Below are 20,786 nucleotides of genomic sequence, written 5' to 3'. Positions count from 1 at the left end.
AGGATAGTGAATGGATGGCCATGACCGTTCGGTCAGTGTCCAGGCAATCAGCCGCCAAGCGAGGCGACACTCAAATGGAATCTTTCCCAGGCGGCGCCGGTCCGAATCTACAAGAGGCCGGCAGTTCGAGGCCCTTGACCCCCAACCACGCAAGGACTCCGCCCATGACCACGATCCTCATCATCATCCTGATCCTGCTGCTGATCGGTGGCTTACCGGTCTTCCCCCATTCGCGCAGCTGGGGCTATGGCCCGTCCGGTATCGTCGGCGCCGTACTGGTGGTGCTGCTGGTGCTGTTGTTGCTCGGAATGATATGACGCCCACCTCCCTGCCAAATGAAAACGCCCCGCATTGCGGGGCGTTTTCATTCAGCGCTCGAGTATCAGTGCGAGACCGCACCCGAAGCGCCCAGACCGGTCTGCGAACGGACGAACTGCGGGTAGAACAGTGCACGTTCGTCGTCGGCGGCCTTGGACTTGTCGGTGATCGAGAAGAACCAGATACCGGCGAAGGCAATGATCATGGAGAACAGTGCCGGGTACTCGTACGGGTAGATGGCTTTCTCATGGCCGAGGATCTGCACCCAGATGGTCGGGCCGAGGATCATCAGGCCCACTGCGCTGATCAGGCCCATCCAGCCGCCGATCATGGCGCCGCGGGTGGTCAGCTTCTTCCAGTACATCGAGAGCAGCAGCACCGGGAAGTTGCAGCTGGCGGCGATGGAGAAGGCCAGGCCGACCATGAAGGCGATGTTCTGCTTCTCGAACAGGATGCCCAGGCCGATCGCCAGTACGCCCAGGGCGACGGTGGTGATCTTCGACACGCGGATCTCGTCCTTGTCGTTGGCCTTGCCCTTGCGCCAGACGCTGGCGTAGAGGTCGTGGGAAACCGCCGAGGCACCGGCCAGGGTCAGGCCGGCAACCACTGCCAGGATGGTGGCGAAGGCCACCGCCGAGATGAAGCCGAGGAAGATGCTGCCACCCACGGCATCGGCCAGGTGCACCGCGGCCATGTTGTTGCCGCCCAGCAATGCGCCTGCGGCGTCCTTGAAGTCAGGGTTGGTGCTGACCAGCAGGATCGCGCCGAAGCCGATGATGAAGGTCAGGATGTAGAAGTAGCCGATGAAGCCGGTGGCATACAGCACGCTCTTGCGCGCTTCCTTGGCGTCGCTGACGGTGAAGAAGCGCATCAGGATATGCGGCAGGCCGGCGGTACCGAACATCAGTGCCAGGCCCAGCGAGAAGGCCGAGATCGGGTCCTTGACCAGACCGCCCGGGCTCATGATCGCCTCGCCCTTGGCGTGCACCTTGATCGCCTCGGAGAACAGGGTGTTGAAATCGAAGCCCACGTGCTTCATCACCATCAGCGCCATGAAGCTGGCACCGGAGAGCAGCAGCACCGCCTTGATGATCTGTACCCAGGTGGTGGCCAGCATGCCGCCGAACAGCACGTACAGGCACATCAGGATACCGACCAGGATCACCGCGACATGGTAGTCCAGGCCGAACAGCAGTTCGATCAGCTTGCCCGCGCCGACCATCTGCGCGATCAGGTAGAAGGCCACCACCACTAGCGAGCCGGAGGCCGAGAGGGTGCGGATTTCTTTCTGCCCGAGGCGATAGGAAGCCACGTCGGCGAAGGTGTACTTGCCCAGGTTGCGCAGGCGCTCGGCAATCAGGAAGAGGATGATCGGCCAGCCGACGAGGAAGCCGATCGAGTAGATCAGGCCATCGTAGCCGGAAGTGAACACCAGTGCGGAAATCCCCAGGAAGGAGGCAGCCGACATGTAGTCACCGGCAATCGCCAGGCCGTTCTGGAATCCGGTGATGCGCCCGCCGGCAGCGTAGTAGTCCGACGCCGACTTGTTGCGTTTCGATGCCCAGTAGGTAATCCCCAGGGTGAAGCAGACGAAGGCCAGGAACATGATGATCGCCGACATGTTCAACGGCTGTTTCTGCACTGCGCCGCTGATTGCATCGGCAGCCCATACGGCGGGTGCGAAAGCACCGCAGGCCAGGACGGCCAAGGTTTTACGAATCATTGCTGCGCCTCCTTGAGGATCGCCTTGTTCAGCTCGTCGAACTCGCCGTTGGCACGCCGCACATAGATGGCGGTGAGGACGAAGGCCGACACGATCAGGCCGACACCGAGCGGAATGCCCCAGGTGATGGACGAGCCGGGGCTGAGTTTGGCACCGAGGATCTGCGGGCCATAGGCGATGAGGAGGATGAAGGCGCAGTAGAGGCCGAGCATGATCGCCGAGAGAATCCAGGCAAACCGCTCGCGCTTGGTGACCAGCTCCTTGAAGCGCGGACTTTCTTGTATCGATCGGTAGATGCTGTCGTTCATTGTTTTTGTCCTAGCAGCAACACAGTAAGGGGAGAACCCGCCTTAACTTTATGCTGCCGGTGGACGCCAACCAGACGACCTTAGTCTTAGATGCAACAGTCTTTTACCATTCAAGTAACAAAGTCAGGGCCAATGCGCACTTTGTGGGAGCGGGTTTACCCGCGAAAAGTACCCATTGGCCCTATCGGTTATTTACCCGTCCACTCCTTGACCCGCTCCGGATGCTTGGCCACCCAGTCCTTGGCCGCCGCTTCAGGCTTGGCGCCCTCCTGGATGGCCAGCATCACCTCGCCGATCTCGTCCTTGGACTGCCACTGGAACTTCTTGAGGAACTCGGCCACTTCCGGCGCCTTGCTCGCCAGCTCCTTGCTGCCGATGCTGTTGACGGTTTCGGCAGCGCCATACACGCCTTTCGGATCCTCGAGGAACTTCAGTTTCCACTTGGCGAACATCCAGTGCGGCACCCAGCCGGTCACGGCGATGGACTGCTGCTTGGCGTACGAACGGCCCAGCTCGGCGGTCATCGCCGCGCCGGAGCTGGCGGTCAGCTTGTAGCCGGTGAGGTCATAGTCCTTGATCGCCTGCTCGGTCTTGAGCATCACCCCGGAGCCTGCGTCGATGCCGACGATCTTCTGCTTGAAACTGGCGTCGGTCTTGAGGTCGGCGATGCTGGTGGCCTTGACGTATTCAGGTACGATCAGGCCGATCTTGGCGTCCTTGAAGTTGGGGCCGAAGTCGACCACGTTATCCTTGTTCTTGCTCCAGTACTCGCCGTGCGTCACCGGCAGCCAGGCCGAGAGCATGGCGTCGAGCTTGCCGGTCGCCACGCCCTGCCACATGATCCCGGTGGCCACGGCCTGCAGCTTGACGTCGTAGCCGAGCTTCTGCTTGATCACTTCGGCAGCCACGTTGGTGGTGGCGACGCTGTCGGCCCAACCGTCCACGTAACCGATGCTCACTTCCTTGGCCATCGCCTGCGCAGCGCCCATGGCCAGAACCAGGGCGCCGGTCACACCCAGGAAACGTCGCATTCTTGTTGTAGTCGACATCAAAGCATCCCCTCGTCAAGTCTTGGAGATTGCATCATCAACCTGCGGCGACGCGCGACCTGCTCCGTCAGCGACACTCACCCAACGATAAGCGACAGCACTTGGCCATTAACGTCACCCGGGGCCAGGTTTCTGCGCGATCCTTGCATGCCAAAGCGTTGACGCCGGGCTACTATCAGCGACTCTCAACCGATGAACCGCGCCAGACGATGGACCGCTCGATGCCCAGCACGCCCCGCACTACCCTGCCCTACCTGATCGCCTGCCTGTTCGCCGTGCTTGGCCTCGGTGCACTCTGGCATGGCCTGGGCAGGCCGGTGCACCTGCCTGATGCAGCCAGCCCGACGCACAAGCTGCAGTGCGCCTCCTACACGCCATTCGACAAGGACCAGTCGCCCTTCGACCAACCGTTTCGCCTGCGCCCGGCGCGCATGGACGCCGACCTGGCGTTGCTCGCCGAGCGCTTCCAGTGCATCCGCACCTATTCGATGACCGGGCTCGAGGCGATCCCGGCGCTGGCACGCAAGCACGGGCTGAAGGTGATGCTCGGTGCCTGGGTCAATGCCAACCCGGTGGACACCGACAAGGAAGTGGCATTGCTGATCGAGGCCGCCAACGCCAACCCTGACGTGGTCAGCGCGGTGATCGTCGGCAACGAGGCGTTGCTGCGCAAGGAAGTCACCGGCCAGCGCCTGGCCGAGCTCATCGCTCGGGTCAAAAGCAAGGTGCAGGTGCCGGTCACCTATGCCGATGTCTGGGAGTTCTGGCTTCAGCATCCGCAGGTGGCTCCTGCCGTGGACTTCCTGACCATCCACCTGCTGCCGTACTGGGAGGACGACCCGCGCGGCATCGACGATGCGCTGGCGCATGTCGCGCAGGTGCGTCGCGAGTTCGGCGAGCGCTTCGCGCCCAAGGACATCATGATCGGCGAGACCGGCTGGCCCAGCGAGGGCCGCCAGCGCGAAACCGCCGAACCCAGCCGGGTCAACGAAGCACGCTTCGTTCGCGGTTTCGTCGCCATGGCCGAAGCCAACGGCTGGCACTACAACCTGATCGAAGCCTTCGACCAGCCCTGGAAACGTGCCAGCGAGGGCGCAGTGGGCGGTTATTGGGGGCTGTACGATGCCGACCGGCACGACAAGGGCGTGCTGGAGGGGCCGGTCAGCAACCTGCCGTTGTGGCCACGCTGGTGGTTGGCCAGCAGTTTGCTGGTGTTGGCGACCCTGGCCCTGGCCGGGCGCCCGGCGCAGGCGCGTGCGGCATGGCTGCTGCCGCTGCTGGCTGCTGTCGGCGCAGGCAGCCTGGGGCTGTGGGGCGAACTGATGCGCACCAACGCGCGGTTTGCCGGAGAGTGGCTGTGGGCAGTACTGCTGGCCGGCTTGAACCTGCTGGTACTGGCCCACGGCGCATTGGCCCTGGCCCGTCGCGAAGGCTGGCGCGAGCGGCTGTTCAGTTGGCTCGAGGCGCGTGCGGGCTGGTGGCTGCTGGCGGCAGGGTTTGCGGCAGCGGTGAGCATGCTGGCGATGGTCTTCGATCCGCGTTATCGCAGCTTCCCCAGCGCAGCGCTGCTACTGCCGGCGCTGGTCTACCTGCTGAGGCCGGTGGCGGCGCGCCGGGCCGAAATGGCGCTGCTGGCATTGATCATCGGCGCGGGGATTGCGCCACAGCTGTATCAGGAAGGGCTGCACAATCATCAGGCCTGGAGCTGGGCGGCGGTCAGCGTGCTGATGGTCGCCGCCCTCTGGCGCAGTTTACGCAGGGAGTGAACAGCACAGCAGCAAGCCGCTGTCAGCGCGACACCCTGACCAACCGCAAGCCCGCCAGCACCACCGCGAAAACCGCCAGGCTTGCCGTATACAGCACCAGCGCCGGCAAACCTGCCAGCAGCGCCAGCACCGCTACCCACCAGCCGGGCCGCCCGGGCAACACCTGGCACAGCAGCGCCAGGCCCAAGGCGACCCAGCCGATCACCTGGAAGTGAATCCACAACCCCAGCAACGAGCGCGCCTGGCATTGCCAGTGCTCGCCCGGCGCTGCGCACAGGCCCACCCAGCGGCCGTCTTCCATCAGGCCGAAACGCACGCCATAACTGGCCGCGAGCCATAACGACAGCAACAGCAGCAAGGCAACGACTGGCCACCAACGACTCATGCACGACTCCGGAAAAAGTGTAACCGGCGCTCAGGATAATCCCCCTTGCCCGCCGCGCAAGGCAAAATGGCTCGGCTGGGCTAATGTCCAGCAACGGATGATTGCCGCACCGACCACCTTCGCGGCAACATCCGCTACGACAAAGGACGGCGTACAAGGCAACTTTGCCTTGGACACGATGGTCCTAGCTCCACACTGCCTTGCCGTCTCCTGGGGGACTCTCCATGCTTCGACCGTTGCGCCTCGCCGCCCTGCTGTGCGGCCTGCTCCTGGCTGCGGCCGCCTCCGCGCGGGACATAGACCCCGCTACCTACGGCTACCCGTTGACCAACCCGTTCGAGGCGACCATCGCCACCACCCCGCCGGACCAGCGCCCGACGCTGCCCAGCGACGAGGACATCGACCAGTCCGACTACAGCCTGAACCTGCGCCCGGAGCGCGAATTCACCCTGCCGGACAACTTCTGGCCGGTGAAAAAGCTCAGGTACCGCCTGGCCCGCCAGGATCACCAGGCGCCACTGGTGTTCATCATCGCCGGCACCGGCGCGCCCTACAGCAGCACCATCACCGAGTACCTGAAGAAGCTGTTCTACCAGGCCGGCTACCATGTGGTGCAGTTATCCTCTCCCACCAGCTGGGACTTCATGAGCGCGGCCTCGCGCTTCGCCACCCCTGGCGTCAGCCGCGAGGACGCCGAAGACCTGTATCGGGTCATGCAGGCCGTGCGTGCCCAGCATCCACGCCTGCCGGTCAGCGAGTTCTACCTCACCGGCTACAGCCTCGGTGCGCTGGATGCCGCATTCGTCAGCCACCTGGACGAAACCCGGCGCAGCTTCAACTTCAAGCGCGTGCTGCTGCTCAATCCACCAGTGAACCTGTACACCTCGATCAACAACCTCGACAAACTGGTGCAGACCCAGGTCAAGGGCATCGATCGCAGCACCACGTTCTACGAGCTGATGCTGGAAAAACTCACGCGCTACTTCCAGGACAAGGGCTACGTCGACCTCAACGACGCCCTGCTGTATGACTTCCAGAAGTCTCGCCAGCACCTGTCCAACGAGCAGATGGCGATGCTGATCGGCACCTCGTTCCGTTTCTCGGCGGCCGACATCGCCTTCACCTCCGACCTGATCAACCGCCGTGGCCTGATCATCCCGCCGAAATTCCCGATCACCGAAGGCAGCAGCCTCACGCCGTTCTTCAAGCGCGCGCTGCAATGCGACTTCGACTGCTACCTGACCGAGCAGGTGATCCCCATGTGGCGTGCGCGCACCGACGGCAACAGCCTGCTGCAACTGATCGACCAGGTCAGCCTGTACGCGTTGTCCGACTACCTGCGTGACAGCCCGAAGATCGCCGTGATGCACAACGCCGATGACGTGATCCTCGGCCCGGGCGACATCGGTTTCCTGCGCAAGGTGTTCGGCGACCGCCTGACCCTTTATCCACACGGCGGCCATTGCGGCAACCTCAACTACCGCGTCAACGCCGACGCCATGCTGGAGTTCTTCCGTGGCTGACAGAATCGTACTTGCCCTTGCCCTGTTCATCAGCACCGGCGCCCTGGCTGCGGAAACCGCACCGCGCACCAGCGTGATCGAAGCCGATGTGATCGACACCCCGGCCGTGGAGTCGGACGGTTTCCTCGATCCTCTGCGCGAGCTGAAATTCAACCCCGGTCTCGACCAGCGCGAGTTCGAGCGCTCGACCCTGGCCGCGCTGAACGTCTACGACCCGCTGGAGTCGATGAACCGGCGGATCTACCACTTCAACTACCGCTTCGACCAGTGGGTACTGCTTCCGGCAGTCGATGGATATCGCTACGTGACCCCGAAATTCGTCCGCACCGGGGTGAGCAACTTCTTCAACAACCTGGGTGATGTGCCGAACCTGTTCAACAGCCTGTTGCAGCTCAAGGCCAAGCGCTCGGCGGAGATCACCGCGCGCCTGATGTTCAACACCCTGATCGGTGTCGGTGGGCTGTGGGACCCGGCAACCAGCATGGGCCTGCCGCGCCAGAGCGAGGACTTCGGCCAGACCCTGGGCTTCTACGGTGTACCGGAAGGCCCCTACCTCATGCTGCCGGTCTTCGGGCCGTCGAACCTGCGTGATACCACCGGGCTGGTGGTGGACTACGCAGGCGAGCGTGAGGCCAACTTCCTGAATGTCGCCGAGGCCAGCACCAATCACCCGGAAATCTTCCTGCTGCGGGCGATCGACCGACGCTACACCACCAACTTCCGCTATGGACAGACCAACTCGCCGTTCGAATACGAGAAAGTGCGATACGTGTATACCCAGGCGCGCAAGTTGCAGATTGCCGAGTGAGTGCAGCGGGGCCGCCATGCGGCCTCAGCCCACCACCCCCAGAAACTGCTGCAACTCCCGCCGCTTGGCCAGGGCATCGCGGCGCCCCAGCTCGATCAGCTCACTGCAATAGCTCGCCTCGAACAGCAGGTAGCTGAGCACACCTGCCCCGCTGGTCTTCGTCGCACCCGGCCCGCGCAGGAACAGGCGCAACGCCGCCGGCAGTTCACGCCGGTGGCGCGCGGCGATCTCGTCCAGCGGCTGGCTGGGCGCAACCACCAGCACCTCCACCGGGGCCAGGCCCAGCCGCCGGGCGTCCAGGTGTGCCGGCATCAGGTGGCTCAGGTGATTGAGGCGCTGCAGCAACTCGATATCGTCCTCGAGGCTGTCGATGAAGGTGCTGTTGAGCATGTGTCCGCCGATCTGCGCCAGGCTCGGCTGCCGCCCACTGAACACACGGGCGCCCTGCGCCGGCAGCGTGGGGCGCTGCGGGTTGCCGCTGACACCGACCACCAGCACGCGGCTGGCGCCCAGGTGCAGCGCCGGGCTGATCGGTGCCGACTGGCGCACCGCACCGTCACCGAAGTATTCATCGCCCAGGCGTACCGGGGCGAACAGCAGCGGAATGGCTGAACTGGCCAGCAGGTGCTCGATGGTCAAGGACGTCGGTACGCCAATGCGCCGGTGGCGCAACCAGGGCTCGATGGCCCCGCCGCCCTGGTAGAAGGTCACGGCCTGCCCCGACTCATAGCCGAAGGCAGTGACGGCCACCGCGCGCAACTGCCCGCTGGCCAGGGAGTGGCCGATGCCGTCCAGTTGCAGGTGCGCGCTCAGCAGCGTGCGCAACGGGCTGCTGTCGAGCAGCGCCACCGGCAACTGCCGGCCCAGGCCGAGCAGGCTGTGGCCGACGAAACGGCTGGCCTGGCGCATGACACCGGGCCAGTCGCTGCGCAGCACCAGGTGGCTGCGAAAGTTCTGCCAGAAGTGGGTGAGGCGCTGCACCGACTCGGCAAAGCGCGTGGCACCGCTGGCCAGGGTCACGGCGTTGATCGCACCGGCCGAGGTGCCGACGATGACCGGGAACGGGTTGGCTGCACCAGGCGGCAGCAACTCGGCGATGCCGGCAAGCACGCCGACCTGGTAGGCGGCGCGGGCGCCGCCGCCTGAGAGAATCAGGCCGGTAGTCGCGGGTGGGGCCATCGGTACCTTCCTGGATTATCGGTTGTCAGATCCACCCCCTTCACGGGCAAGCGGCCCTTGCCCCGGATCAGCGCTTCTTCTTGTCGTACAGCCGCGGCGCACCCTCGGGCCGCGACTTGAATCGCCGGTGCGCCCAAAGATACTGCTCGGGGCATTCGCGCAGCACGCTCTCGACCCACTGGTTGATCCTCAGGCAATCGGCTTCCTCGGTTTCGCCGGGGAAGCCCTCAAGCGGCGGATGCACCACCAGGCGATAGCCACTGCCGTCTTCCAGGCGCTTCTGGGTGAAGGGAATGACCCGCGCCTTGCCCAGACGGGCGAACTTGGTGGTCGCGGTCACGGTGGCGGCGGGAATGCCGAACAACGGCACGAACAGGCTCTGCTTGGCGCCGTAGTCCTGATCCGGGGCGTACCAGATCGCCCGGCCGCCGCGCAACAGCTTGAGCATGCCGCGCACATCCTCGCGTTCCACCGCCAGCGAATCGGGATTGTGCCGCTCGCGGCCACGCCGCTGGATGAAATCGAACACCGGGTTGCCGTGCTCGCGGTACATGCCGTCGATGGTGTGGGCCTGGCCGAGCAGCGCCGCGCCGATTTCCAGGGTGGTGAAGTGCACGGCCATGAGGATCGCGCCCTGGCCATCGCGCTGGGCTGCCTGCAGGTGCTCGAGCCCTTCGATGTGCGCAAGCCGGGCAAGCCTGGCTTTGGGCCACCACCAGCTCATGGCCATTTCGAAGAAGGCGATGCCGGTGGAGGCGAAGTTTTCCTTCAGCAGGCGCTGCCGTTCGTCGCGGGAAAGCGCTGGGAAACACAGCTCCAGGTTGCGCGCGGCAATGCGCCGGCGCTCACCGGCCAGGCGATACATCACCGCACCCAGCGCGCTGCCAAGCCACAGCAGGGCACGATAGGGCAACTGCACCACCAGCCACAGCAGGCCGAGGCCCAGCCACAGGCCCCAGAATCGTGGATGGAGAAAATAGGGACGAAAACGCGGACGATCCATTGAAGCTTCCGGAATGACAAAGGCCCGGCATTCTACAACCTTTGGTCGCAGGTTGCGGCCAATCGGTCTTATCGTTATAAGTCAGGGCACTTTTTTCGTAACAAGTCGTCTATGCAGACCATGAGCCCAAACCACACACCCGACTCCGCCACCGTGTTCCAGCTCAAGGGCAGCATGCTCGCCATCACTGTGCTGGAACTGGCGCGCAACGACCTCGAAGCCCTCGACCGCCAACTGGCGGCGAAAGTCGCGCAGGCACCGAACTTCTTCAGCAACACACCGCTGGTGCTGGCCCTGGACAAGCTGCCGGCCGACGAAGGCGCCATCGACCTGCCCGGCCTGATGCGCATCTGCCGGCATCACGGCCTGCGCACCCTGGCGATCCGCGCCAGCCGGATCGAGGACATCGCTGCGGCAATTGCCATCGACCTGCCCGTACTGCCACCGTCCGGCGCCCGCGAACGCCCCCTGGAACCGGAGCCGGAAGTGAAGAAGGTCGAGCCCGCCCCTGCTCCACCGCCGGCCGTGGAAGCGGAAATCCGCCCGACCCGCATCATCACCAGCCCGGTACGCGGCGGCCAGCAGATCTATGCTCAGGGCGGCGATCTGGTGGTGACCGCTTCGGTGAGCCCGGGCGCGGAACTTCTCGCCGATGGCAACATCCATGTGTACGGCGCCATGCGTGGCCGCGCACTGGCCGGTATCAAGGGCAACACCCGGGCCCGCATCTTCTGTCAGCAGATGACCGCCGAGATGGTCTCCATCGCCGGTCAGTACAAGGTCTGCGAAGACCTGCGGCGTGATCCGCTGTGGGGTTCGGGGGTACAGGTGAGCCTGGTCGGCGACGTGTTGAACATCACCCGTCTTTAACGGATACTGCCGCCATTTTAAGAGCAACTTTTCCACCGTTGCCTTTTTTGCATTTGCTGGGACTTAGCGTCCCGTTTATTTAGGGGTGAAACACCTTGGCCAAGATTCTCGTGGTTACTTCCGGCAAGGGGGGTGTGGGCAAGACCACCACCAGCGCCGCCATCGGTACCGGCCTCGCACTGCGCGGGCACAAGACTGTGATCGTCGACTTCGACGTCGGCCTGCGTAACCTCGACCTGATCATGGGCTGCGAACGCCGCGTGGTGTACGACTTCGTCAACGTGGTCAACGGCGAAGCCAACCTGCAGCAGGCCCTGATCAAGGACAAGCGCCTCGAGAACCTGTTCGTGCTGGCCGCCAGCCAGACCCGCGACAAGGACGCGCTGACCCAGGAAGGCGTGGAAAAGGTCCTGATGGAGCTCAAGGAGCAGTTCGACTACGTCATCTGCGACTCCCCGGCCGGCATCGAGAAAGGCGCGCACCTGGCGATGTACTTCGCCGACGAAGCCATCGTCGTGACCAACCCGGAAGTCTCCTCGGTACGTGACTCGGACCGCATGCTGGGCATCCTGTCGAGCAAGTCGCGCCGCTCCGAAAACGGCGAGGAGCCGATCAAGGAACACCTGCTGATCACCCGCTACCACCCCGAGCGCGTGGAAAAGGGCGAGATGCTCAGCATCGCCGACGTCGAAGAGATCCTGGCGATCAAGCTCAAGGGCGTGATCCCGGAATCGCAGGCAGTACTCAAGGCATCCAACCAGGGTATCCCGGTCATCCTCGACGACCAGAGCGACGCCGGCCAGGCGTACAGCGACACCGTCGACCGCCTGCTGGGTAAAGAGAAGCCTCTGCGCTTCATCGAAGTGCCGAAGCAAGGATTCTTCGCGCGCCTGTTTGGAGGCAAGTAAACCATGAACCTTTTTGACTTCTTTCGTGGCAGACAGAAACAGAGCAGCGCGTCGGTAGCGAAAGAGCGTCTACAGATCATCGTGGCGCATGAGCGCGGCCAACGCAGCGAACCGGACTACCTGCCGGCGCTGCAGAAAGAACTGCTCGAAGTGATCCGCAAGTATGTGAACATCGGCAACGATGACGTTCACATCGAACTGGAGAACCAGGGCAGCTGTTCGATTCTGGAACTGAACATCACCCTGCCGGATCGCTGATAGAATCCTCTGTCACACCGCGATCCCCTGTGGGAGCGGGCTTGCCCGCGAAAAGGCCGGTACAGGCGCCATCACTCTGGCCCTTGTACCAGCCTTCTTCGCGGGCAAGCCCGCTCCCACAGTGCTTTACAGAGAACCGTTGAACATGCCGCTGTCGAACATCCAGATCCTCTTCGAAGACGCCGCCATCCTGGTGATCAACAAACCGACCCTGCTGCTGTCGGTGCCGGGCCGTGCCGAGGACAACAAGGATTGCCTGATCACCCGCCTGCAGGAAAACGGCTATCCGGACGCGCTCATCGTCCATCGCCTGGACTGGGAGACGTCCGGCATCATCCTGCTGGCCCGCGATGCCGACAGCCACCGCGAGCTGTCCCGCCAGTTCCACGACCGCGAGACGGAAAAGGCCTACACCGCGCTGTGCTGGGGTCAACCTGCGCTGGACAGCGGCAGCATCGACCTGCCCCTGCGCTACGACCCGCCGACCAAGCCGCGACATGTCGTGGACCACGAGCAGGGCAAGCACGCACTGACCTTCTGGCGCATCGTCGAGCGCTGCGCCGATCACTGCAGGGTCGAGCTGACGCCGATCACCGGACGTTCGCACCAGTTGCGCGTGCACATGCTGTCGATCGGCCACCCGCTGTTGGGCGATCGCCTGTATGCCAACCCCGAGGCCCTGGCGGCCCACGACCGGCTGTGCCTGCACGCCTCGATGCTGAGCTTCACCCACCCGGTTTCCGGGGAGCGCTTGAAGTTCGAGTGCCCGGCGCCGTTCTAGATTTTTGTGGCTGCACCGGCCCTTTCGCGGGTAAACCCGCTCCCACAGGGTCACCACCAACCCTGTGGGAGCGAGTTTACCCGCGAAAGGGTCGACACAATTTGTCGAGCAATTACGCTAAACTCGCGCCACTGCTGTCTGGAGTGAGCTATGCGCGAAGCACTGAATACCGGCCTGATCGATTTCCTCAAGGCCTCCCCGACGCCCTTCCACGCCACCGCAAGCCTGGCCAAGCGCCTCGAGGCTGCCGGTTACCAGCGCCTGGACGAGCGCGACAGCTGGGCCACGGTGCCCGGTGGACGCTACTACGTCACCCGCAACGACTCCTCGATCATTGCCATCCGCCTGGGCAAGCATTCGCCGCTGATCGGCGGTATCCGCATGGTCGGAGCGCACACCGACAGCCCGTGCCTGCGGGTCAAGCCGCAGCCCGAGCTGCAGCGCCACGGCTTCCTGCAACTGGGGGTGGAAGTCTATGGCGGCGCCCTGCTCGCCCCCTGGTTCGACCGCGACCTGTCGCTGGCCGGCCGGGTCACCTTCCGCCGCGACGGCAAGGTCGAAAGCCAGCTGATCGACTTCAAGCTGCCGATCGCCATCATTCCCAACCTGGCCATCCACCTCAACCGCACCGCCAACGAAGGCTGGGCGATCAATCCGCAGCACGAGCTGCCGCCGGTCCTGGCCCAGGTCGCCGGTGACGAACGCGTCGACTTCCGCGCCCTGCTCACCGAGCAACTGGCCCGCGAATATGGCCTGATCGCCGATGTGGTGCTGGACTACGAACTGAGCTTCTACGACACCCAGGACGCTGCGGTGATCGGCCTGAACGGCGACTTCATCGCCGCAGCGCGCCTGGACAACCTGCTGTCGTGCTACGCCGGCCTGCAGGCACTGCTGGCAGCCGACAGCGACGAAACCTGCGTGCTGGTGTGCACCGACCACGAAGAGGTCGGCTCCTGCTCGGCCTGCGGTGCCGACGGCCCGATGCTCGAACAGACCCTGCAGCGCCTGCTGCCCGAAGGTGACGAGTACGTACGCACCATCCAGCGCTCGCTGCTGGTATCGGCCGACAACGCCCACGGCGTACACCCCAACTACGCCGACAAGCACGACGGCAACCACGGGCCCAAGCTCAACGCGGGCCCGGTGATCAAGGTCAACAACAACCAGCGTTACGCCACCAACAGCGAAACCGCCGGCTTCTTCCGCCACCTGTGCATGGCCGAGGAAGTGCCGGTGCAGAGCTTCGTGGTGCGCAGCGACATGGGCTGCGGCTCGACCATCGGCCCGATCACCGCCAGCCACCTGGGTGTACGCACGGTGGACATCGGCCTGCCGACCTTCGCCATGCACTCGATCCGCGAGCTGTGCGGCAGCCAGGACCTGGCGCACCTGGTGAAGGTGCTGACGGCGTTCTATCGCAGCCGGGAACTACCCTGATATCAGGTAGGCCTTTTCGCGGGTAAACCCGCTCCCACAGGTGTCCCCTCTCCTGCAGGAGAGGGTTTACCCGCGACAGGTCACGCAAATCCTCCACCCCTCAACGCGCTATGCTTGAAGCATGGCGCACGACAACAGAAGGACTCTGTTCATGTCCCCCTTCCTTTCCCTGTTCCTCCCGGTCTTTCTCTTCCTGATGCTGCTGACCATCGGTTTCAGCCTGCGCGAGCGCAATGTCGGCGTGCTGATGATGTGGATCGGCACCCTGGGCATTTTCGGCATCATGTGCTGGAAGATCCTCGAGAAACTCGCTTGAGAAATCCTCTACACTCCGGCAATCGATCGACCTGAGGTAGATTTCCCGGTGCCCGCATTTCTTCGTTGCCTGACCCTGCTGCTGCTTCTGTTCATCGCCCCTGTCCAGGCCGCCGGCCTGCCCGGCCTGCTGGGGGGCAGCGCGCCTGCCCAGCCCCAGGCCAGCGAGCCGCTGGACAAATCGCTGGACGAGGTGATCAAGAACCTGGAAAACGACCAGCAGCGCAGCAAGCTCCTGGCCGACCTGAAGAAGCTGCGCGACGCCAGCAAGCAGTCGCAGCCTGGCGTCGAGCAAGGTGTGCTGGGCCTGATCGGCAATGCCATGCACGACCTGGAGAAGCAGTTCAGCGGTGACGCCAGCCCCTTTGTGCGCTGGTCGCAGGAAATCGACCAGGCCCAGGCCGAACTGGCTGCGCTGGTGGTGCCGGTGCATCAATGGCCGGCGATTCTCTTCGGTTTCGCCGCAGTCATCGCGGTCTGGAGCCTGCTGGCCTACGCCTTCAACTGGATTGGCCATAGAGTGAGGATCCGCTTCGGCCTCAGCGAAGAACTGCCGCAGCATCCACGCACCTGGGACCTGGTGCGCTTTGCCCTGCGCAAGCTGGGGCCTTGGCTGGTGGCGCTGGTATTCACGGTGTACCTGAGTTTCGCCCTGCCACAGTCGCTGGGCAAGTCCCTGGCCATGGTGCTGGCCTATGCGCTGGTGGTCGGTACCTGCTTCTCGGCCATCTGCGTGATTGCCTTCTCCCTGCTCGACGGCCCGCATCGCCATCGCGCCCTGCACATCCTGCGCCGCCAGGCGTTTCGTCCGCTGTGGTTGATCGGCAGCTTCGCCGCGTTTGGCGAGGCGATGAGCGACCCACGCCTGACCAGCGCCCTGGGCACCCACCTGGCCCACGCCATAGCCACGGTGACCAACGTCCTGGCGGCGCTGTGCACCGGCCTGTTCATCCTGCGTTTCCGACGCCCGATCGCCCACCTGATCCGCAATCAGCCCCTGTCGCGACGCCTGACCCGACGTACGCTCAGCGACACCATCGAACTGCTCGGCAGTTTCTGGTTCGTCCCCGCGCTGATCCTGGTGGCGATTTCGCTGTTCGCCACTTTCGTCTCCGCTGGCGACACCAGCACCGCCCTGCGCCAGTCACTGATGTGCACGGTGCTGGTGGTGGTGTGCATGGTGCTCAACGGCCTGGTACGCCGCCACGCCGCCAAGCCCCGGCGCGCCAACATGCGCCAGGCGGTCTACACCGAGCGCCTGAAGAACTTCGGCTATGCCCTCGTGCACCTGTTCATCTGGTTGCTGTTCATCGAACTGGGCCTGCGCGTGTGGGGCCTGTCGATGATCGGCTTCGCCGAAGGCGAGGGCCACGATGTCAGCGTACGCCTGATGGGCCTGGCCGGTACCCTGATCGCCGCATGGCTGGTGTGGATTCTCGCCGACACTGCGGTGCACCACGCCCTGGTGCGCTCACGCCGGGGCCTGGCCAACGCCCGCGCACAGACCATGATGCCGCTGATCCGCAACGTGCTGTTCGTGGCGATCTTCATCATTGCCGTGATCGTCGCCTTGGCCAACATGGGCATGAACGTCACGCCGCTGCTGGCCGGTGCCGGCGTCATCGGCCTGGCCATCGGTTTTGGCGCACAGTCGCTGGTCGCCGACCTGATCACCGGCCTGTTCATCATCATCGAGGACAGCCTGGCCATCGACGACTACGTCGATGTCGGCGGCCACCTGGGCACGGTCGAGGGCCTGACCATCCGCACCGTGCGCCTGCGCGATATCGACGGCATCGTGCACACCATCCCGTTCAGCGAAATCAAGAGCATCAAGAACTACTCGCGGGAATTCGGCTATGCGATCTTCCGCGTGGCGATCCCGCACAGCATGAACATCGACCAGGCGATCACCCTGATCCGCGAGGTCGGCCAGAAGCTGCGCAACGATCCGCTGATGCGTCGCAACATCTGGTCACCGCTGGAGTTGCAGGGCGTGGAGAGTTTCGAGTCGGGCTCGGCGATCCTGCGCGCCCGCTTCAAGACCGCGCCGATCAAGCAGTGGGAAGTATCACGCGCGTTCAACCTGGCGTTGAAGCGCCAACTCGACGAAGCCGGCCTCGACCTGGCCACGCCACGGCTGTCAGTGCAGGTGGTGACGGCGGGTGGTGGCGCGATGGCCGAGGGTAGCACTGCGTCCAGGTAATCATGGCTGCACGCACCACAATTGCTGCCTGCGCTCGTATGCGAATTGCATCATGGCGCCAATACGCCCGGTTGCAGTCGATCGGGAAAACCTCATCAAGGCTCTGTATCAAAAGCCTTGATACCCGGTGATGCTGCGTTGAATACAGCCTGGTGCGCCAGCCCGGTTGGAATGCTCATTTACAACCCATAAAGTCGAACGCGCGCTCGGCTTTTATCGCCTTGTCTGGCCTTCGCGCAGACACATTTCAGACAGACCCTGGTCAGCACAGCAGACAGACGCTGCGCCGAACTTGATCGAAAAATCCTTCGACAATGCAACTTTGCACTCCGGTGAATAGCAAGCGCGAACAGCCCCTCGCGCCCCGACTTGCATTTTCAAGGCAATTCGGAGAAGCGGTAACTATCCTGACAATGTTGGGTCTCCTTCAAAGGCCCTCTCATGGATGATGGAGCACCCAATATGCTGCCTATTCGTCGCGACCTCCATTTCACACTGCCTGCCAAACACATCAAAAACTGGCATGATCAAGGGCCATATGTAAGCCATTATTTCAACACCCTGTCGCTCCTGTTTCCCCAGATCGAGCTGTTCTTCATGGACAGCGTGCGACACTACCGCAATCGCATTGGCGATCCTGGGCTGAGAAAAAAAGTACAGGCTTTCATCGGCCAGGAAGCCATGCACTCTCGTGAACACCTTGTCTACAACCGCCTGTTGCAATCTGCCGGACTGCCCGCTCGCGCCCTGGATCGGCGGTTCAAGACGATCCTGGACTTCCAGAGAAAACACCTGCCTGCCTCATTCAATCTCGCCGTGACCATCGCCATGGAACACTACACGGCAACCCTTGCAGAAGTTTTCCTCAGTGACCTTTCCCGACACGGCAATACCGTCGAAGAGTATCAGCTGATGTGGTCCTGGCATGCCCTTGAAGAAATCGAGCACAAGTCTGTGGTGTTCGATGTCTGGAACACTGTCATCAAACCAGGGCCTTTACGTTACCTGCTGCGCGCCGGGGCGATGTTGTATGCCACTATTTCTTTCTGGCCTCTCGTATTTGGCTTCCATATTCGCCTGCTGATCGCTGATCGTCGCGCGGGAGGGCATAGGACAGGGATGTGGCGGATGATCAAGTATCTCTATGGACTCAGAGGAGTTTTTCCGCGCATGGCATTGCCGTGGCTGGATTATTTCAGACCTGGGTTTCATCCATGGGATCACAATAATCAAGCACGTCTAGATAAAATCGACGTTTTGATCGAAGAGATTGAGCGCACCAACAACCGTTATGCAATGAACAACAGAGCAACAGCTTCGGGGCTGTATGAAAAGCATTGGGACGAAGGTCAGGGAAGGTGAAAACAGCGCAGGAACGGTCGGGGTCCCATTCGACTTTACGGGTTGTGAATGAGCACTCAGACCGGGCTGGCGCACCAGGGTGTTTTCAACACACATGAAAAAGCATCAACGCGTTCAGTGAGCGAGTGGCTGCGGTTGCGGTTTCGGTTACCGTCTCCACCTCACCCCGCCTGCGCCCGTATGCGGATCGCATCATGGCGCCAGTACTCCAGGTCGCAGTCGATCAGATGGCCAGATGTGGAGCTATCGAGCCGCCTCGCTGACCAACCACAAATTCATATGGATGTGATTTTAGAAGTCATCTGACAAGCCCCACTAGCCACTGCCATATCTGTAAAAAATCCTACAGCACAAGACGATATTTCATTCAACTTAAAAACTTGTACATCTTTTATCTCTAGCTAACATGAAAAGTGTCGCAATGACGCGACATTCTTACGCGAATTTAACAATGAAAGCCATACGGCGCACTGACATACTGGAAAATGATTCCTATCTCGAGGCATTTCGACTGGGGGGATTAATCGAGTGATCGTTGATCCTACGCAGTTAAATCATACTCTCCGACTGACCCTGCTTCTACTCATGTGCCTGCTGGGCGTCTTTCCCCTAGACGTCATTCTGCCTTCATTTCCTGCAATCGCATCTTCATTCGATGTTGAAACACATGGCGTTGCTTACTCTCTCAGCATCTTTGCCCTTGGCGTGAGTATTTCACAACTCATCATCGGCCCTTTATCCGATGCCATCGGCCGAAAGCGGCTCTTGTTGAGCGGGCTTTTTGCATCCACCCTCGGTGCAGCAGGATGTCTGCTTTCATCCAGCTTTGAAAGCTTCATACTATTCCGCTTACTACAAGCGCTGGGGTGCGGGTGCTTCGTACTTAGCCACGCTTTGGTACAGGATCTTTACTCGGCACAACGACAAAATAGCATCCGCATCATCCTGACCGGTGCAAGCGGCGTATTTATTTGCCTATCCCCTCTCATCGGCAGCATACTCCAAGCGCACTTCAGTTGGCAGGGTAGCTTTATCCTATTTATTATACTAGGTATCATTTGCGGACTGATCACCACCAAACTTCTGAAGGAACCCGCGACACCTTTCAACACCGAACACTTTCTTTTGCATTACAAGAAATTGATAAGAGACTCAGTATTTTTTAAACTTTCATTATTTTCATGCTTGGCATTCGCCTGTCACTTTTCATTTATCGTCAGCGCCCCTCTATTATTCATGAACCGCCTAGGCCTTTCTCCGAACACTTTCGGCCTGGTATTCACTATTTACGGATCTTCGTATGTTCTAGGCGGCGTGATAGCTCATTGGCTCTATCCGCGGATGAACCCAAGAAAACAGATCGGCATGGGTTTAACGCTCATAGGCTTTTCCGGTGTAACCCTGTGGATCTGGGGGGTTGTGACAGAGCCATCCATTACGAACATCTTGCTACCCATGATCACCTGCTCGATAGGCATCACCATCATTCGCCCGATAGCGACAACTCAGGCACTGGGCCGGCACCCCCGTTGTGCGGGAGCTGCGGCATCCCTCAACAATACGCTGATGTTCGCGTCTGGAGGCGCGATCAGCACTTTGATCACAGCTACAGATAGTCTGCTGACATTGTCTGCGCTTTTGATTTTTTCAGGCCTTTTAGGCTGGGCACTGCTCACAATGCTTCCTCGTCCAGAGGATGAGGCTCGCTAACTTGCGCGACACAATCGGTCGGACATTTACGGAGGCTTGAGGAGGCGTCTACCTCACCCCGCCTGCGCCCGTATGCGGATCGCATCATGGCGCCAGTACTCAAGGTCGCAATCGATCAGATGGCCATGCTGGTCGCTGTTGACCCGGGTGATGTGCAGCCCCGGGCTGCCCGTCGACACTCGCAGGGCCGTGGCCGCCGCCACTGGCAACGCGGTCGGCAGGATCTCGAAGCACACCTGTCCGTAGCGGATAGCGTATTCGCGGGCGTAGATCTCGGTCAGCGACTGGGCCAGGTCCAGGTCCAGAATGCCGGGAAAGTAGCGGGGATTGAGATAGTGCTCGGCATACAACACCCCTCGCCCGTCGATCCGCCGCAACCGGCAGATGCGCACCACGCTGGACAACGCCGGCAGGCGCAAGCGGGCGCAGATGGCGGCCGAGGCCGGCTGCAGGCGCGCCGACAGCAGTTCGGTGCTCGGCGCACGCCCCTGGTCGCGCACCATCGCATGGAAGTGACTGCGCTCGATCAGGTCGTAGGTCAGCCGCTCGGGCGCGACGAACCAGCCACGGCGCTCCTCGCGGTAGATCAGGCCCAGGGCCTCCAACTGCACCAGGGCTTCGCGCAGGGTGATACGCGTGGTGTCGAACACCTCGCTCAGTTTGCGCTCGGCCGGCAGCTTGCCACCCGGCGCCAGCAAGCCGTGCTCGATCTGCTCCTGCAGCGCATGGCAGATGGCTGTTACCGCCCGCGGTGGGGTCGATTGCATCAAGGGTTACCTATCTGGACTAGTCCAGCCCCATTCCAGGGCAGCTGGAGAATAGGACAAGCCTAGGCATGGCCGATGAACATCCTGTGACAACAGCATGAACAGAC

Annotated in this window: 20 protein-coding genes and 1 pseudogene; 13 read left to right on the top strand and 8 right to left on the bottom strand. The window is 62.2% G+C overall.

The genetic code is table 11. The features are described 5' to 3' along the window. The first annotated feature begins 164 nt into the window (after positions 1-164). Positions 165-317: a DUF3309 family protein gene (locus tag AC1TXO_RS07560; RefSeq protein ID WP_065862157.1), complete on the top strand. Its 153-nt coding sequence runs from the start codon at positions 165-167 to the stop codon at positions 315-317. A 65-nt stretch (positions 318-382) separates the two neighbouring features. Here the strand turns inward: AC1TXO_RS07560 and AC1TXO_RS07555 are convergent, their stop codons facing one another. The 3 genes from AC1TXO_RS07555 to AC1TXO_RS07545 all read right to left on the bottom strand — a co-directional run bounded on the left by AC1TXO_RS07555 (position 383) and on the right by AC1TXO_RS07545 (position 3,398). Next, positions 383-2,041, bottom strand: coding sequence for a cation acetate symporter (locus tag AC1TXO_RS07555; RefSeq protein ID WP_486405733.1), 1,659 nt, complete (start codon positions 2,039-2,041; stop codon positions 383-385). Further along, positions 2,038-2,349, bottom strand: coding sequence for a DUF485 domain-containing protein (locus tag AC1TXO_RS07550; RefSeq protein ID WP_486405732.1), 312 nt, complete (start codon positions 2,347-2,349; stop codon positions 2,038-2,040). Before AC1TXO_RS07550 ends, AC1TXO_RS07555 begins: the two co-directional genes overlap by 4 nt. A 188-nt stretch (positions 2,350-2,537) precedes the next feature. Further along, positions 2,538-3,398, bottom strand: coding sequence for a glycine betaine ABC transporter substrate-binding protein (locus tag AC1TXO_RS07545; protein WP_486405731.1), 861 nt, complete (start codon positions 3,396-3,398; stop codon positions 2,538-2,540). Positions 3,399-3,607: 209 nt separating this feature from the next. On the opposite strand from AC1TXO_RS07545, the gene AC1TXO_RS07540 reads away from it, so the two are divergent. After that, positions 3,608-5,164: a glycoside hydrolase family 17 protein gene (locus tag AC1TXO_RS07540; RefSeq protein WP_486405730.1), complete on the top strand. Its 1,557-nt coding sequence runs from the start codon at positions 3,608-3,610 to the stop codon at positions 5,162-5,164. Positions 5,165-5,186: 22 nt separating this feature from the next. Here the strand turns inward: AC1TXO_RS07540 and AC1TXO_RS07535 are convergent, their stop codons facing one another. Beyond that, positions 5,187-5,549 carry a hypothetical protein gene (locus AC1TXO_RS07535; protein ID WP_486405729.1) on the bottom strand — a complete coding sequence of 121 codons (363 nt, stop codon included), beginning with the start codon at positions 5,547-5,549 and terminating at the stop codon, positions 5,187-5,189. Between the two features lie 224 nt (positions 5,550-5,773). On the opposite strand from AC1TXO_RS07535, the gene AC1TXO_RS07530 reads away from it, so the two are divergent. Continuing rightward, entirely contained in the window at positions 5,774-7,072 is a 1,299-nt protein-coding gene (locus tag AC1TXO_RS07530; RefSeq protein ID WP_486405728.1) for a serine/threonine protein kinase, read from the top strand. Positions 7,073-7,145: 73 nt separating this feature from the next. Then, positions 7,146-7,880 carry an MlaA family lipoprotein gene (locus AC1TXO_RS07525; protein ID WP_486406812.1) on the top strand — a complete coding sequence of 245 codons (735 nt, stop codon included), beginning with the start codon at positions 7,146-7,148 and terminating at the stop codon, positions 7,878-7,880. A gap of 24 nt (positions 7,881-7,904) precedes the next feature. Here AC1TXO_RS07525 and AC1TXO_RS07520 read toward each other — a convergent pair whose 3' ends face one another. Further along, on the bottom strand, positions 7,905-9,059 hold the full coding sequence (locus AC1TXO_RS07520; protein WP_486405727.1) for a patatin-like phospholipase family protein: 1,155 nt from the start codon (positions 9,057-9,059) through the stop codon (positions 7,905-7,907). 67 nt (positions 9,060-9,126) lie between these two features. Then, positions 9,127-10,062, bottom strand: a complete 936-nt coding sequence (locus tag AC1TXO_RS07515) for a lipid A biosynthesis lauroyl acyltransferase (RefSeq protein WP_486405726.1) — start codon at positions 10,060-10,062, stop codon at positions 9,127-9,129. A 111-nt stretch (positions 10,063-10,173) separates the two neighbouring features. Here AC1TXO_RS07515 and minC point away from each other — a divergent pair, with 111 nt between their 5' ends. The 8 genes from minC (at position 10,174) to AC1TXO_RS07475 (ending at position 18,202) form a co-directional block, all read left to right on the top strand. Next, positions 10,174-10,932 (top strand): septum site-determining protein MinC, encoded by a 759-nt coding sequence (gene minC / locus AC1TXO_RS07510; RefSeq protein ID WP_486405725.1) that lies wholly within the window; start codon positions 10,174-10,176, stop codon positions 10,930-10,932. 95 nt (positions 10,933-11,027) lie between these two features. Continuing rightward, a complete protein-coding gene (gene minD / locus AC1TXO_RS07505; protein ID WP_054893840.1) occupies positions 11,028-11,840 on the top strand; it encodes a septum site-determining protein MinD in 813 nt (270 codons plus the stop codon). Between the two features lie 3 nt (positions 11,841-11,843). Then, positions 11,844-12,098, top strand: a complete 255-nt coding sequence (gene minE / locus AC1TXO_RS07500) for a cell division topological specificity factor MinE (RefSeq protein ID WP_021782476.1) — start codon at positions 11,844-11,846, stop codon at positions 12,096-12,098. Between the two features lie 145 nt (positions 12,099-12,243). Continuing rightward, on the top strand, positions 12,244-12,879 hold the full coding sequence (locus AC1TXO_RS07495; RefSeq protein WP_486405724.1) for an RluA family pseudouridine synthase: 636 nt from the start codon (positions 12,244-12,246) through the stop codon (positions 12,877-12,879). 150 nt (positions 12,880-13,029) lie between these two features. Continuing rightward, entirely contained in the window at positions 13,030-14,319 is a 1,290-nt protein-coding gene (locus AC1TXO_RS07490) for a M18 family aminopeptidase (RefSeq protein ID WP_486405723.1), read from the top strand. A 151-nt stretch (positions 14,320-14,470) separates the two neighbouring features. Beyond that, on the top strand, positions 14,471-14,635 hold the full coding sequence (locus AC1TXO_RS07485; protein WP_486405722.1) for a hypothetical protein: 165 nt from the start codon (positions 14,471-14,473) through the stop codon (positions 14,633-14,635). Between the two features lie 48 nt (positions 14,636-14,683). Then, a complete protein-coding gene (locus AC1TXO_RS07480; RefSeq protein WP_486405721.1) occupies positions 14,684-16,840 on the top strand; it encodes a mechanosensitive ion channel family protein in 2,157 nt (718 codons plus the stop codon). A 462-nt stretch (positions 16,841-17,302) separates the two neighbouring features. Then, a complete protein-coding gene (locus AC1TXO_RS07475; RefSeq protein ID WP_486405720.1) occupies positions 17,303-18,202 on the top strand; it encodes a metal-dependent hydrolase in 900 nt (299 codons plus the stop codon). A gap of 161 nt (positions 18,203-18,363) precedes the next feature. Here the strand turns inward: AC1TXO_RS07475 and AC1TXO_RS07470 are convergent. Next, positions 18,364-18,441: pseudogene (locus tag AC1TXO_RS07470) on the bottom strand (MFS transporter); the annotation flags it as partial. Positions 18,442-18,730: 289 nt separating this feature from the next. On the opposite strand from AC1TXO_RS07470, the gene AC1TXO_RS07465 reads away from it, so the two are divergent. Further along, positions 18,731-19,912 carry a Bcr/CflA family efflux MFS transporter gene (locus tag AC1TXO_RS07465; RefSeq protein WP_486405719.1) on the top strand — a complete coding sequence of 394 codons (1,182 nt, stop codon included), beginning with the start codon at positions 18,731-18,733 and terminating at the stop codon, positions 19,910-19,912. Between the two features lie 53 nt (positions 19,913-19,965). Here AC1TXO_RS07465 and AC1TXO_RS07460 read toward each other — a convergent pair whose 3' ends face one another. Next, positions 19,966-20,679: a UTRA domain-containing protein gene (locus AC1TXO_RS07460; protein WP_486405718.1), complete on the bottom strand. Its 714-nt coding sequence runs from the start codon at positions 20,677-20,679 to the stop codon at positions 19,966-19,968. Positions 20,680-20,786 lie beyond the last annotated feature (107 nt).

The organism is Pseudomonas sp. FA117 (assembly GCF_057370475.1).
The sequence above is the reverse complement of the archived record's forward strand: the minus strand, read 5'-3'. Positions and strand labels throughout refer to the sequence as shown.